Source organism: Klebsiella sp. BDA134-6, from assembly GCF_015601345.1.
In the GTDB taxonomy this organism is placed as follows: Bacteria; Pseudomonadota; Gammaproteobacteria; order Enterobacterales; family Enterobacteriaceae; genus Klebsiella; species Klebsiella grimontii.
The window spans coordinates 3,541,451-3,554,388 of sequence record NZ_CP064784.1; the positions used below are offsets into that span (position 1 = coordinate 3,541,451).

Here is a 12,938-nt window from a genome sequence, read left to right on the forward strand (position 1 = left end):
GGATTTGTCATCATTATGAATCGACTGTTCCGCCTGTTGCCGCTGGCAAGCCTCGTCCTGACCGCCTGTGCGATTAATGCTCCGAAAGGGCCGGGTAAAAGCCCGGATTCTCCACAGTGGCGTCAGCACCAGCAAGATGTCCGCAATCTCAATCAGTTTCAGACGCGCGGCGCTTTCGCTTATCTTTCGGATGAGCAAAAGGTGTATGCCCGCTTCTTCTGGCAGCAAACCGGCCAGGACCGCTATCGCCTGCTGCTGACTAACCCGCTCGGTAGCACCGAGCTGTCGTTAACCGCCCAGCCGGGCAACGTGCAGCTGATTGATAATAAAGGACAGACCTACACGGCGACCGATGCCGAAGAGATGATTGGTCGGCTGACCGGCATGCCGATTCCGCTCAATAGCCTGCGCCAGTGGATTATTGGCCTGCCTGGCGAAGCCACCGACTACTCGCTTGATGACCAGTACCGCCTGCGCGAACTGAATTACACGCAAAACGGCAAGACCTGGCACGTCACCTGGGGCGGTTACACCTCCGACACAAAACCGTCGCTGCCGGCCAATATGGAGCTTAACGACGGCAGCCAGCGCATCAAGCTGAAAATGGATAACTGGATTGTGAAATGATGACCCGCTGGCCCTCTCCCGCAAAGCTGAACCTGTTTTTGTACATTACCGGGCGGCGCGCCGACGGTTACCACACGCTGCAGACGCTGTTTCAGTTTCTGGATTATGGCGACACGCTGACGATTGAACCGCGCGATGACGGTCAACTGCGTCTGCTGACGCCGGTTGAAGGCGTGCCGGATGAAGAGAACCTGATCATCCGCGCGGCCAGGCTATTAATGCAGGCCGCAGCGCAGGCCGGGACGCTTCCCCCGGGCAGCGGCGCCGATATCAGCATCGACAAGGTGCTGCCGATGGGCGGCGGCCTCGGCGGCGGCTCGTCCAACGCCGCAACCGTTCTGGTGGCGCTGAATCACTTATGGGGCTGCCATCTCTCGGAAGATCAGCTGGCGGCTTTGGGTCTGCAGCTGGGCGCCGACGTGCCGGTGTTCGTTCGCGGTCACGCGGCCTTTGCCGAAGGTATTGGGGAAATTCTGACCCCGGCCGAACCGGAGGAAAAATGGTATCTGGTAGCGCATCCGGGAGTCAGCATTCCAACGCCGATCATTTTTCGCGATCCGCAACTGCCGCGCGATACCCCGGTCAGGTCAATTAATACGTTATTAAAATGTAAATTCGGCAATGATTGCGAGGTTATCGCAAGAAAACGTTTTCGTGAGGTTGATGCGGCGCTTTCCTGGCTGTTAGAATATGCGCCGTCGCGCCTGACTGGCACCGGTGCATGTGTATTTGCTGAATTTGACACTGAATCCGCCGCTCGTCAGGTGCTTGAAAAAGCCCCGGCATGGCTGCATGGCTTCGTGGCGCGAGGTGTTAACATCTCTCCGCTCAAGCAGGCGCTGCGCTAAGTTCTGCTAAACTATAGCAAATTTGGCGAAAACGCCGGGGAAACTGAGTTACGGTGACAACGTCACCCTGTTCCAGACGTTGCATCGGGCTCTTTAATACACCGCCTGGATGAAATCGTGCCCACCCGCACAGTTTTTGGCCCATTTCATCCACCACTGGACGCATGCCTGAGGTTCTTCTCGTGCCTGATATGAAGCTTTTTGCTGGTAACGCCACCCCGGAACTAGCACAACGTATTGCCAACCGCCTGTACACTTCTCTTGGCGACGCCGCCGTAGGTCGTTTTAGCGACGGTGAAGTCAGCGTACAAATCAATGAAAACGTACGCGGTGGTGATATTTTCATCATCCAGTCCACTTGTGCTCCCACCAACGACAACCTGATGGAACTGGTTGTTATGGTTGATGCTCTGCGTCGTGCTTCGGCAGGTCGTATCACCGCTGTTATCCCTTACTTCGGTTATGCTCGCCAGGACCGTCGTGTTCGTTCTGCTCGTGTGCCTATCACCGCGAAAGTGGTTGCTGACTTCCTGTCCAGCGTCGGCGTCGACCGCGTTCTGACCGTTGACCTGCACGCAGAACAAATTCAGGGCTTCTTTGACGTTCCGGTTGATAACGTATTCGGCAGCCCGATCCTGCTGGAAGACATGCTGCAGCTGAACCTGGACAACCCTATCGTGGTTTCTCCGGACATCGGCGGCGTAGTTCGCGCTCGCGCTATCGCCAAGCTGCTGAACGATACCGATATGGCTATCATCGACAAACGCCGTCCGCGCGCTAACGTTTCTCAGGTGATGCACATCATCGGTGACGTCGCCGGTCGCGACTGCGTAATGGTTGACGATATGATCGATACCGGCGGCACCCTGTGTAAAGCGGCTGAAGCGCTGAAAGAGCGCGGCGCTAAACGCGTATTCGCCTACGCGACGCACCCGATCTTCTCCGGCAATGCTATCCAGAACATCAAGAACTCAGTGATTGACGAATTCGTCGTCTGCGATACTATTCCGCTGACGCCGGAAATCAAAGCGCTGGAAAAAGTCCGTACCCTGACGCTGTCTGGTATGCTGGCCGAAGCGATTCGTCGTATCAGCAACGAAGAATCTATCTCTGCTATGTTCGAACATTAATCGAGCCCGGCACAAAAACCCGCTGCGGCGGGTTTTTTTGTCTCTAAACCTTTTATTCTCCACAAAATCATTCGGCATGCGTCATGGCGGCAAGTGAATGAATCTCCGGCAACGTACAGGCAGTACAGGATCGGGGTCAATGAACGCAGCCAACGCAGAGGCATCCCGAAGGATGACGTGGAAATGACCGATGCCTCCTTCACCTGCCATTTAGTTGACAGATGATGCGCTCATGGATGAAACATTATTGTGAACAGATTATTTTCCTCACATGTGATGCCTTTCCGCGCCCTCATCGACGCTTGTTGGAAAGAAAAATATACCGCTTCGCGGTTTACTCGTGATGTGATTGCCGGGATTACCGTCGGAATTATCGCTATCCCACTGGCGATGGCGCTGGCAATTGGCAGCGGGGTGGCGCCGCAGTACGGTCTCTATACCTCAGCGGTGGCGGGGATCGTCATTGCGTTAACCGGCGGGTCACGCTTCAGCGTATCCGGGCCTACCGCCGCTTTCGTGGTGATCCTCTACCCAGTCTCGCAGCAGTTCGGACTTGCCGGGCTGCTGGTCGCCACCTTGATGTCGGGGATCTTCCTGATTCTTTTCGGCCTGGCGCGCTTTGGCCGCTTGATTGAGTATATTCCGCTATCGGTCACTCTCGGCTTCACCTCCGGGATCGGTATCACCATCGGTACCATGCAAATTAAAGATTTTCTCGGCCTGCAGATGGCGCACGTGCCTGAACATTATCTGCAAAAAGTCGGCGCGCTGGCGATGGCGCTGCCGACCATTAATCCCGGCGATGCCGCCATCGGCGTGGTCACGCTGGGCACGCTGATTATCTGGCCGCGTCTGGGGATTCGTCTGCCGGGCCACCTGCCGGCCCTGCTGGCGGGCTGCGCGGTGATGGGCGTGGTCAACCTGCTTGGCGGGCACGTCGCCACCATTGGCTCTCAGTTCCACTATATTCTCGCCGACGGCAGCCAGGGCAACGGTATTCCGCAGCTGCTGCCGCAGCTGGTGCTGCCGTGGGATATGCCGGGTTCAGACTTCACCCTCAGCTGGTCTTCGCTGCAGGCGCTGCTGCCGGCGGCGTTTTCCATGGCCATGCTCGGGGCGATTGAGTCCCTGCTGTGCGCTGTGGTGCTGGACGGCATGACCGGCACCAAACACAAGGCCAATAGCGAGTTGATTGGCCAGGGGCTCGGCAATATCGTGGCGCCGTTCTTCGGCGGCATTACTGCCACCGCCGCCATCGCCCGCTCGGCGGCCAACGTCCGCGCTGGCGCGACCTCGCCGGTTTCCGCCGTGATCCATGCGCTACTGGTGATTATGGCGCTGCTGGTGCTTGCCCCTCTGCTCTCCTGGCTGCCGCTTTCCGCGATGGCGGCGCTGCTGCTGATGGTGGCATGGAATATGAGCGAAGCGCACAAGGTCGTTAACCTGCTGCGCTATGCGCCGAAAGACGACATTATCGTCATGCTGATGTGCATGTCGCTGACCGTACTGTTTGATATGGTCATCGCGATTAGTGTCGGCATCGTGCTGGCTTCCCTGCTGTTTATGCGCCGGATCGCGCGGATGACCCGTCTGGCGCCGGTCAACGTTGAGGTTCCGGATGATGTGCTGGTGCTGCGCGTCATTGGTCCGCTGTTTTTCGCCGCCGCGGAAGGGTTGTTTACCGATCTGGAAACGCGGGTCGCAGGCAAGCGTATTGTGGTGCTGAAATGGGATGCGGTGCCGGTGCTGGACGCCGGCGGACTGGATGCCTTCCAGCGTTTCGTGAAGAAGCTGCCGGAAGGCTGTGAGCTGCGCGTGTCGAACCTGGAATTTCAGCCGCTGCGCACCCTGGCGCGGGCAGGCGTTAAACCGATTCCGGGCCGTCTGAGCTTCTACCCGGACCGCAACGCCGCGCTGGCGGATATTTAATTACCCGGCGGCAGGCCCTGATGCCTGCCGCATCATCACGCCAATCGCCTGCTGAAGCCAGCCAAGCACCTCCGCCGTCATCCAGGTTCCCTTCATCAAATGCGGCTCCCGCTCCATGGCATAACGAAACTTCTGCTGCGTATGAGGATCCGTTCCCGCATATGACTGGAATAGCCCCAGCCAGCGCTGCGCCAGCTGCTGACCTTCCACGGATGCCGGGTCCTGATTTTCACGACAGGCCCGATGCAGGTCGGCCACCAGCGCCGGCCATTCCATCAGGCGATCGAAATAGTGCTGCCGCGTAAACGCCAGCTCTTCTTCATTCAGATAGCGCGCCCAGATGGCCAGCTTGCTTTCCGCAAAGGCATGGGTAATAAAATCAATCGTTTCCGGAGTCACTCCGGTTTGCTCGCGCATCTGCGGCTCAGCGGCGTGCATTTCATTCAGCCGGGTCAGAAACTCAGGCCTTCCGGCGGTATCCTGCTCCAGTTGTTCCATCCAGCGGGTTGCCAGCGCCATTGCCTGCGGCGCGTCTGCCGGGCAGCGTTGGCGCATGAGCTGCTGCGCTTCGCTAACCAGCTCCAGCCAGGTCTGATTGCGCTGCTCATCCTGCTCCGCGAACGGCAGCACCTGTAACTCCTGTTGACTAAACCAGCGATCGTACATTTTCATTAACTCCAGCGTTTGTAGCCAGGACTCCAGGTCGGGTTCGCCTCCGCTGTCCAGCTCTTCACGCAGCAGCGTCAGGCGCTGGCGCAACGTTGAGAGAGTTTGTAGCTGCCGGTCGAGGGTGGTTATCTGCTTAACCAGCAGGTCGGACAGCGAGAAAGCGTCCCGGTCGAGATAGTCCTTGATAGTGGCGAGTTCCAGCCCGGCCTGTGCCAGCGCTTTGATCATATGCAGCCGCTTTACGGCCGCCAGATTATATAACCGGTAACCCGCCGCGCTTCTGGCCGAAGGCGTCAGCAATCCCGTTTGTTCATAATGATGTAGCGTACGGACGGTCATTCCGGCGCGCTTCGCCAGTTCTCCCACCTGAATTAACATGATTGCTCCTTTCATCGACCAGTGGTCGCCACTCTGCAGCCTGACGTTACGTCAGGGTCAAGCGCTCAGTACGCGAATTGTATTAGGCAGACTGTGCCGATGAAAGATGAAGAGAGATAAGGAGGATTTGAGACAACAACATGCGGGCGGCCTGAACGGACGGCATTAAAACGCACCAGCCGTTCACAACGGCTGGTGGTATGGAATTCACTCAGCTGTGGCGATGCTGATCGCGGCGGCAGCGTTTGTCGTAGTGACGAACCCACCAGTATCTGTCGCTAACCTGTTCATGACCGCCGACGCGAGCGCCTGCCAGCCACAGCACAGCGCCGACAAAGATACTCAGGATCGCGCCGTGCGCGAAAAACTGCGGCAGGTCAAGCTGCGGAAGCTGGTTTAAAATAGAATAACCAACGCCGACAACCATGACGACCAACCCCAACCCCATCAGCACATTACCGAGTAACGAAGCGTTTCTGCGTTTCATATGTCACCTCCGGAACCTTGGGTTGCATGGGAATATCCCCAAATCTTATAGGTGTAGTATAGACAATGAGCAATATACCGATTGCGTGAAGGATCACAGAAGCGAACATCTTGCCAACAAAAGTTTACAAATAACCCTCTGAACAACATCAAATTCTAATTATTCAAACCTGTTATTATCTCTGTCAGCCGCGCTTCGCTGGCAGAACTTTGTCAACCGCGCGCGCAGACAGTACACTACGCGCCAGAGAACGACCAAGCAGGATAAAAAAGTGAGCATAAAATTAATTGTCGGCCTGGCGAACCCCGGCGCTGAATACGCAGCGACCCGACATAACGCTGGCGCCTGGTACGTGGATTTACTGGCGGAACGCCACCGTGCGCCGCTGCGCGAAGAGAGCAAATTCTTCGGCTACACCTCGCGGATAAACCTTGCCGGCGAAGATGTCCGCCTGCTGGTGCCGACCACCTTTATGAACCTGAGCGGCAAAGCCGTCGGCGCGATGGCGACCTTCTTTCGTATTAACCCGGACGAAATCCTCGTCGCCCACGATGAGCTCGACTTACCGCCAGGCGTGGCGAAGTTCAAGCTGGGCGGCGGACACGGCGGCCATAATGGCCTGAAAGATATCATTAGTAAGCTGGGCAATAACCCGAACTTTCACCGCTTACGCGTGGGAATCGGCCATCCGGGCGATAAAAATAAAGTTGTCGGTTTTGTTTTGGGTAAACCGCCCGCCAGCGAACAGAAACTGATTGATGAGGCCGTTGACGAAGCGGCACGCTGCACTGAGGTGTGGCTGAAAGATGGCCTGACGAAAGCGACCAACCGTTTACACGCTTTTAAAGCGCAATAACCGGTTGGCGTGCGGAATTTTTGTCACGCACCGTGTATAATAGGCGAAGCTATTTACTTTTCTGCAATCTGTTCACTGTAACAGGTTGATTATCCAAAGATTAAGGTGATTTAAATCATGGGATTCAAATGCGGTATCGTCGGTTTGCCCAACGTCGGCAAATCCACCCTGTTCAATGCGCTCACCAAAGCGGGTATTGAAGCGGCCAACTTCCCCTTCTGTACCATTGAGCCGAACACCGGTGTCGTGCCGATGCCCGATCCGCGTCTGGACAAACTGGCTGAAATCGTCAAACCACAGCGTATTCTGCCGACCACGATGGAATTCGTTGATATCGCCGGCCTCGTTAAAGGCGCGTCGAAAGGTGAAGGCCTGGGCAACCAGTTCCTGACCAACATCCGCGAAACCGAAGCTATCGGTCACGTGGTACGCTGTTTCGAAAACGACAACATCATTCACGTTAACAATAAAGTGGATCCGGCTGACGATATCGAGGTGATCAACACCGAGCTGGCGCTCTCTGACCTGGATACCTGCGAGCGCGCCATCCACCGCGTGCAGAAAAAAGCCAAAGGCGGCGATAAAGACGCGAAAGCCGAACTGGCGGCGCTGGAAAAATGCCTGCCGCAGTTGGAAAACGCCGGTATGCTGCGTGCGCTGAAAAACCTGACCGACGAAGACAAAGCAGCGATTAAATACCTGAGCTTCCTGACCCTGAAGCCGACCATGTATATCGCCAACGTCAACGAAGACGGTTTTGAGAACAACCCTTATCTTGATAAAGTTCGCGAAATCGCCGCCGCCGAAGGTTCCGTGGTGGTCGCCGTTTGCGCCGCCGTTGAGTCCGACATCGCCGAGCTGGACGATGCCGACCGCGATGAGTTTATGGCCGAGCTGGGTCTCGAAGAGCCGGGCCTGAACCGCGTTATCCGCGCCGGCTACGAGCTGCTGAACCTGCAGACCTACTTCACCGCAGGGGTGAAGGAAGTCCGTGCATGGACCATCCCGGTCGGCGCCACTGCACCGCAGGCCGCGGGTAAAATCCACACCGACTTCGAAAAAGGCTTTATCCGCGCGCAGACCATCGCTTATGAAGACTTTATTACCTATAAAGGTGAGCAGGGTGCCAAAGAAGCCGGGAAAATGCGTGCTGAAGGTAAAGACTACATCGTGAAAGATGGCGATGTGATGAACTTCCTGTTTAACGTCTAAGCTCTCCTTCGCAGAAATATCATCCATAAAATCCACGCACTTGCGTGGATTTTTTATTGCCCGCCATTGCCGTCAGTTCTGACCCGCCGCCAGCGAATATTTCTTTATTTTGCGATACAGCGTGGCGATACCAATCCCCAGCTCGTCCGCCGCCTGTTTTTTATTACTGTAGCGCGAGAGCGCATCGCGGATCATCTGCCGCTCCATCTCTTCTAGCGCCGTCACGTTCTCCTCCTGAGCGAGGGGCGCTGCCGCGGAAGCAGAAGACGGCGGCTGACTCGCCAGCTCGCTGCTGCTCAGCAAATTGGGCGGCAGCAGCGACATATCAATGATTTCTCCCGACGGCACCACGTTGACCAGGTACTCCATCAGGTTGCTGAGCTCGCGAATGTTGCCCGGCCAGCGGTAACGTTTAAGGAAATCGATCACGTCCTGCGCCACGCCAGGATATACCAGATTGAGGCGACCGGTATGCAGATGCAGGAAATAGTGAATCAGCAGCTCAATGTCGTCCTGACGTTCGCGCAGCGGCGGCAGGCGCAGCGGAATCACGTTCAGACGATAGTAGAGATCTTCGCGGAACTTCCCTTCCGCGATATACTGTTCCAGGTTTTGATTAGTCGCCGATATGATACGAATATCGACCTGGACCGGATGGCTGGCGCCCACCGGCTGAATCTCACGTGACTCAATGGCCCGCAGCAGCTTGGCCTGCAGAGTGAGCGGCATATCACCAATTTCGTCAAGAAACAGCGTACCGCTATTGGCCGCCTGAATCAGGCCGGTCTTGCCGTTCGCCGATGCGCCGGTAAACGCCCCCTTCACGTAGCCAAACAGTTCGCTTTCTAACAGCTGCTCGGGGATCGCGGCGCAGTTAATCGCGATAAAGGGCTTTGCGTGGCGGTCGCTGAGTTTGTGGATTGCGCGGGCAACAACCTCCTTGCCGGTGCCGCTCTCGCCGGCAATCATCACGCTGGATGGGCTCGGGGCCACGCGGCTGATCAGCTTTTTAAGCTGCCGCATAGGTCGACATTCTCCCACCATCGCCTCAATCTGCGGCCCTTCCTGCCCGCAGCTGAAATCGGCCGAAGAGTGCGACTGATGGAACGCCATTAAAAATAACCGCTGATCCTGCACCGCGTGCAGCTGACCGATAATGAGCTCCTTGCGATCGTCAAAGGAGATAATGTGCTGCATATGTCCGTGCTTGAAATTATCTTCGAAGGTCAGCGGCTGAAACTGGATTGACTTACCAATCACCTGCCCCTGAGTGACGTTCATTATTTTCAATGCGGCCTGGTTGGCAAATTTGACTCTTTGATCATTGCCCATCACCAGCACGCCCTGATCCATATTTTCGATCATGGTTAAAAATATTTTATGGATATTGTCGCCGACCGCCCGCTCTTGCAAAAAGCGGGAAACGAATATGGTTGAGACATGACGAACATAATCAGAAAACTCCTGGATATTCGCATTTATACGTTCCTGCTGCTCGCGCGTCAGCGCAACCAGACTAATAACGCCGACGCAGCGGTCGTGATACATCACCGGCGTGCCAAGAAACGCTTTCTCCTCGCATTTCTCCTTATTGCTACAGTCTTTACAGAGGGGGTCGAAGCGGGAATGGGTGACGACTTTCTCGGTCTGTGTTTCAATAATGTAACGAAGAAGCCGCGAATTGGAATTTAATTTATAGCCAATCTGTTTACTATAAGCGCCGGTTCCGGCGACCCGGTATAATTCGTTATCAACAATCTCGACCTCCAGCTGCAGCACGCTGGATAACATCCTTGCAAACTTTTGAATTGTAGGCTGAATCTGCATTAAAATGGAGGGTGCTTTGGACGGTATCATGTCTATCGGCCTTCTATTATTGCTCACCTGTTCGGCGTCAAGCGAAGCGGCTTTATTTATCTCCGGGGAATGATAACACTCCTTCTAGCTACCCGCGTTGATATAGATAGGGCCAATTCCCCCACCTTATCTTAAATATGCAAGAGCTATCACAATTTCTTATCATTATGATAAATTTGCAGCGATTTTTATCATATTGGCGCAATGTGAAGATGATAATCGCATTATTTGCGGCGGCAACCCGCGCCTGTCTCGTTGAAATGGACGGCGGGGGAGAAATTTCACCTTTCCTTTCTCGTAATAACTCGCCTGAATTCGTGATAGACCTGGCATAATCTTAACTATTCAATCCTCTCCGCCGCCTCTCCCGGACGATTTGGCACGCTTATTGTTAGTGGTAATACAGCGCTGGCAGTCGCTAATTCGGCAACTCTGCATATCCGACCGCACAGCAATCAATAAGCCGTCATTCACGACCAGGATTGAAACATGAAAACTGTTAACGAACTGATTAAGGATATCAATAAACTTAACTCGCATCTCAGTGAGAAAGACTTTCTGCTGACCTGGGAACAATCGCCGGATGAGTTGAAACAGGTGCTGGACGTCGCCGCCGCGCTGAAAACGCTACGCGCTGAAAATATTGCCACCAAAGTGTTTAACAGCGGCCTGGGCATTTCCGTGTTCCGCGATAACTCAACCCGTACCCGCTTCTCCTATGCCTCCGCCCTCAATCTGTTAGGGCTGGCGCAGCAGGATCTGGATGAAGGGAAATCGCAGATTGCCCACGGCGAAACGGTGCGTGAAACCGCCAACATGATCTCCTTCTGCGCCGACGCCATCGGCATTCGCGATGACATGTTCCTTGGCGCGGGCAACGCCTATATGCGCGAAGTCGGCGAAGCGCTGGATGACGGTCACAAACAGGGTGTTCTGCCGCAGCGTCCGGCGTTGATCAATTTACAATGCGATATCGACCACCCAACGCAGTCCATGGCGGACCTCGCCTGGCTGCGCGAGCACTTCGGCTCGCTGGAGAACCTGAAAGGCAAGAAGATCGCCATGACCTGGGCCTATTCGCCGAGCTATGGCAAACCCCTCTCGGTGCCGCAGGGCATTATCGGCCTGATGACACGCTTCGGTATGGAGGTCACCCTCGCCCACCCGGAAGGCTACGACCTGATCCCGGACGTTATCGAAGTGGCGAAAAACAACGCCCAGGCCTCCGGCGGCAGCTTCCGCCAGGTCAACAGCATGGAGGAAGCTTTTAAAGACGCCGATATCGTCTATCCGAAATCCTGGGCGCCGTACAAAGTGATGGAAAAACGCACCGAACTGCTGCGCGCTAACGACCACGAAGGGCTGAAGGCGCTGGAGAAAGCCTGCCTGGCGCAGAACGCCGGGCATAAAGACTGGCACTGTACGGAAGAGATGATGAAGCATACCCGTGACGGCGAAGCGCTGTACATGCACTGTCTGCCGGCGGATATCACCGGCGTCTCCTGCGAGGCGGGCGAAGTCACCGAAGGCGTCTTCGAGAAGTACCGGATCCCGACCTACAAAGAGGCAAGCTGGAAGCCGTACATCATCGCCGCGATGATCGTCTGCCGCAAATACGCGAACCCAGGCAAGGTGCTGGAGCAACTGCTCAAGGACGCGCAGAAACGCATCAAATAATCTCCCGGCTGGCCCGCGGGCCAGCCCCACGACTGTCGAAATAAAGGATAAGGATCGAGTATGTCTGCTTTCTCATTGAAAATGGATATTGCCGAAAACCGTTTTTTTAACGCGGAGACTTCACCGCTGTTTTCACGCCAGCAGGCGCAGCAGGCTCGCCGCTTTCATCAAAAGATTACCGGCTATAAGCCTACGCCGCTGGTGGCGCTGAACGAACTTTCCGCGCTGTTTGGGGTACAAAAAATCCTCGTTAAAGATGAATCCCGGCGCTTTGGCCTCAACGCCTTCAAAATGCTCGGCGGCTCTTACGCCATCGCCCGGCTGCTGTGTGAAAAATATCATTTAGATATCAACGATCTCTCCTTCGAAACGCTTAAATCCAGCATTAAAGAGAAGATGACTTTCGCCACCACCACCGACGGCAACCACGGCCGCGGCGTGGCGTGGGCGGCCCGCCAGTTAGGCCAGAACGCGGTGATCTATATGCCGAAAGGCTCCGCGCAGGAGCGGGTTGACGCCATTCTGCGCCTCGGCGCGGAATGCATCGTCACCGACATGAACTACGACGACACCGTCCGCTTTACCATGCAGACCGCGCAGAAAAACGGCTGGGAGGTGGTACAGGACACCGCCTGGGAAGGTTACACAAAAATTCCGACCTGGATTATGCAGGGCTACGCCACCCTCGCTGATGAAGCGGTAGAACAGCTCTCCTCAATGGGTATCGCTCGTCCGACGCACGTGCTCCTGCAGGGCGGCGTGGGGGCGATGGCCGGCGGCGTGTTGGGCTATCTGGCCGACGTCTACGGCGCAAAGCATCTCCATTCCATTATCGTCGAGCCGGAGCTAGCCGACTGCCTCTATCGCTCTGCGCTGAAGGGCCAGATGGTCAACGTCAGCGGCGATATGGCCACCATTATGGCCGGCCTTGCCTGCGGTGAGCCTAACCCGCTGGGCTGGGAAGTGCTGCGCAACTGCGCCACGCAGTTCGTCTCCTGTCAGGACGCCGTCGCCGCCCTCGGCATGCGGGTACTGGGAAACCCGGCGGGCCAGGATCCGCGCATTATTTCCGGCGAATCCGGCGCCGTCGGTCTCGGCCTGCTGGCGGCGATTCATTTCCATCCGCAGCGCGAAGCCCTGATGCACAAGCTCAAGCTGGACAGCCGCTCCGTGGTGCTGGTGATTAGCACCGAAGGCGACACCGACGTTAAGCACTATCGCGAAGTCGTCTGGGAAGGCAGGCATCCGGCGGCGCAATAGCCGACTTA

The 12,938-nt window shown here is 56.0% G+C and carries 11 protein-coding genes; 8 read left to right on the forward strand and 3 right to left on the reverse strand.

Annotated features, from left to right (window positions below):
* Positions 1 to 15: 15 nt before the first annotated feature.
* The 4 genes from lolB (at position 16) to dauA (ending at position 4,534) form a co-directional block, all read left to right on the forward strand.
* The gene (gene lolB, locus IYV58_RS16375; protein WP_004103154.1) at positions 16 to 627 is read left to right on the forward strand and encodes a lipoprotein insertase outer membrane protein LolB; all 612 of its coding nucleotides are present in this window, start codon (positions 16 to 18) and stop codon (positions 625 to 627) included.
* On the forward strand, positions 627 to 1,475 hold the full coding sequence (ispE, locus tag IYV58_RS16380; RefSeq protein ID WP_176690174.1) for a 4-(cytidine 5'-diphospho)-2-C-methyl-D-erythritol kinase: 849 nt from the start codon (positions 627 to 629) through the stop codon (positions 1,473 to 1,475). The genes lolB and ispE overlap by 1 nt, the downstream gene beginning before the upstream one ends.
* A 182-nt stretch (positions 1,476 to 1,657) precedes the next feature.
* Positions 1,658 to 2,605, forward strand: coding sequence for a ribose-phosphate diphosphokinase (gene prs / locus IYV58_RS16385; protein ID WP_004103157.1), 948 nt, complete (start codon positions 1,658 to 1,660; stop codon positions 2,603 to 2,605).
* Between the two features lie 249 nt (positions 2,606 to 2,854).
* Positions 2,855 to 4,534 carry a C4-dicarboxylic acid transporter DauA gene (gene dauA, locus IYV58_RS16390; protein WP_029669642.1) on the forward strand — a complete coding sequence of 560 codons (1,680 nt, stop codon included), beginning with the start codon at positions 2,855 to 2,857 and terminating at the stop codon, positions 4,532 to 4,534.
* Here dauA and IYV58_RS16395 read toward each other — a convergent pair whose 3' ends face one another.
* Complete coding sequence (locus tag IYV58_RS16395; RefSeq protein WP_195729140.1) at positions 4,535 to 5,581, reverse strand: MerR family transcriptional regulator; 1,047 nt, start codon at positions 5,579 to 5,581, stop codon at positions 4,535 to 4,537.
* Between the two features lie 211 nt (positions 5,582 to 5,792).
* Positions 5,793 to 6,068, reverse strand: a complete 276-nt coding sequence (gene ychH / locus IYV58_RS16400) for a stress-induced protein YchH (RefSeq protein ID WP_004121828.1) — start codon at positions 6,066 to 6,068, stop codon at positions 5,793 to 5,795.
* Between the two features lie 271 nt (positions 6,069 to 6,339).
* Between ychH and pth the strand changes: the two genes are divergently transcribed.
* On the forward strand, positions 6,340 to 6,924 hold the full coding sequence (gene pth / locus IYV58_RS16405) for an aminoacyl-tRNA hydrolase (RefSeq protein ID WP_004121831.1): 585 nt from the start codon (positions 6,340 to 6,342) through the stop codon (positions 6,922 to 6,924).
* A gap of 117 nt (positions 6,925 to 7,041) precedes the next feature.
* Positions 7,042 to 8,136: a redox-regulated ATPase YchF gene (ychF, locus tag IYV58_RS16410; protein WP_049113556.1), complete on the forward strand. Its 1,095-nt coding sequence runs from the start codon at positions 7,042 to 7,044 to the stop codon at positions 8,134 to 8,136.
* 72 nt (positions 8,137 to 8,208) lie between these two features.
* Here the strand turns inward: ychF and IYV58_RS16415 are convergent, their stop codons facing one another.
* A complete protein-coding gene (locus IYV58_RS16415; RefSeq protein ID WP_049113582.1) occupies positions 8,209 to 9,993 on the reverse strand; it encodes a sigma-54 interaction domain-containing protein in 1,785 nt (594 codons plus the stop codon).
* Between the two features lie 489 nt (positions 9,994 to 10,482).
* Between IYV58_RS16415 and ygeW the strand changes: the two genes are divergently transcribed.
* Entirely contained in the window at positions 10,483 to 11,670 is a 1,188-nt protein-coding gene (gene ygeW, locus IYV58_RS16420; RefSeq protein ID WP_004121840.1) for a knotted carbamoyltransferase YgeW, read from the forward strand.
* Between the two features lie 60 nt (positions 11,671 to 11,730).
* Complete coding sequence (dpaL, locus tag IYV58_RS16425) at positions 11,731 to 12,930, forward strand: diaminopropionate ammonia-lyase (RefSeq protein ID WP_004121843.1); 1,200 nt, start codon at positions 11,731 to 11,733, stop codon at positions 12,928 to 12,930.
* The last annotated feature ends 8 nt before the right edge of the window (positions 12,931 to 12,938 follow it).

Excerpts from the sequence above, each read along its gene's own strand:
- ychF (WP_049113556.1), top strand. The coding sequence starts at position 7,042 with ATGGGATTCAAATGCGGTATCGTCGGTTTGCCCAACGTCGGCAAATCC.
- IYV58_RS16395 (WP_195729140.1), bottom strand. The coding sequence starts at position 5,581 with ATGTTAATTCAGGTGGGAGAACTGGCGAAGCGCGCCGGAATGACCGTC.
- dpaL (WP_004121843.1), top strand. The coding sequence starts at position 11,731 with ATGTCTGCTTTCTCATTGAAAATGGATATTGCCGAAAACCGTTTTTTT.
- lolB (WP_004103154.1), top strand. The coding sequence starts at position 16 with ATGAATCGACTGTTCCGCCTGTTGCCGCTGGCAAGCCTCGTCCTGACC.
- ychH (WP_004121828.1), bottom strand. The coding sequence starts at position 6,068 with ATGAAACGCAGAAACGCTTCGTTACTCGGTAATGTGCTGATGGGGTTG.
- ispE (WP_176690174.1), top strand. The coding sequence starts at position 627 with ATGACCCGCTGGCCCTCTCCCGCAAAGCTGAACCTGTTTTTGTACATT.
- ygeW (WP_004121840.1), top strand. The coding sequence starts at position 10,483 with ATGAAAACTGTTAACGAACTGATTAAGGATATCAATAAACTTAACTCG.
- IYV58_RS16415 (WP_049113582.1), bottom strand. The coding sequence starts at position 9,993 with ATGATACCGTCCAAAGCACCCTCCATTTTAATGCAGATTCAGCCTACA.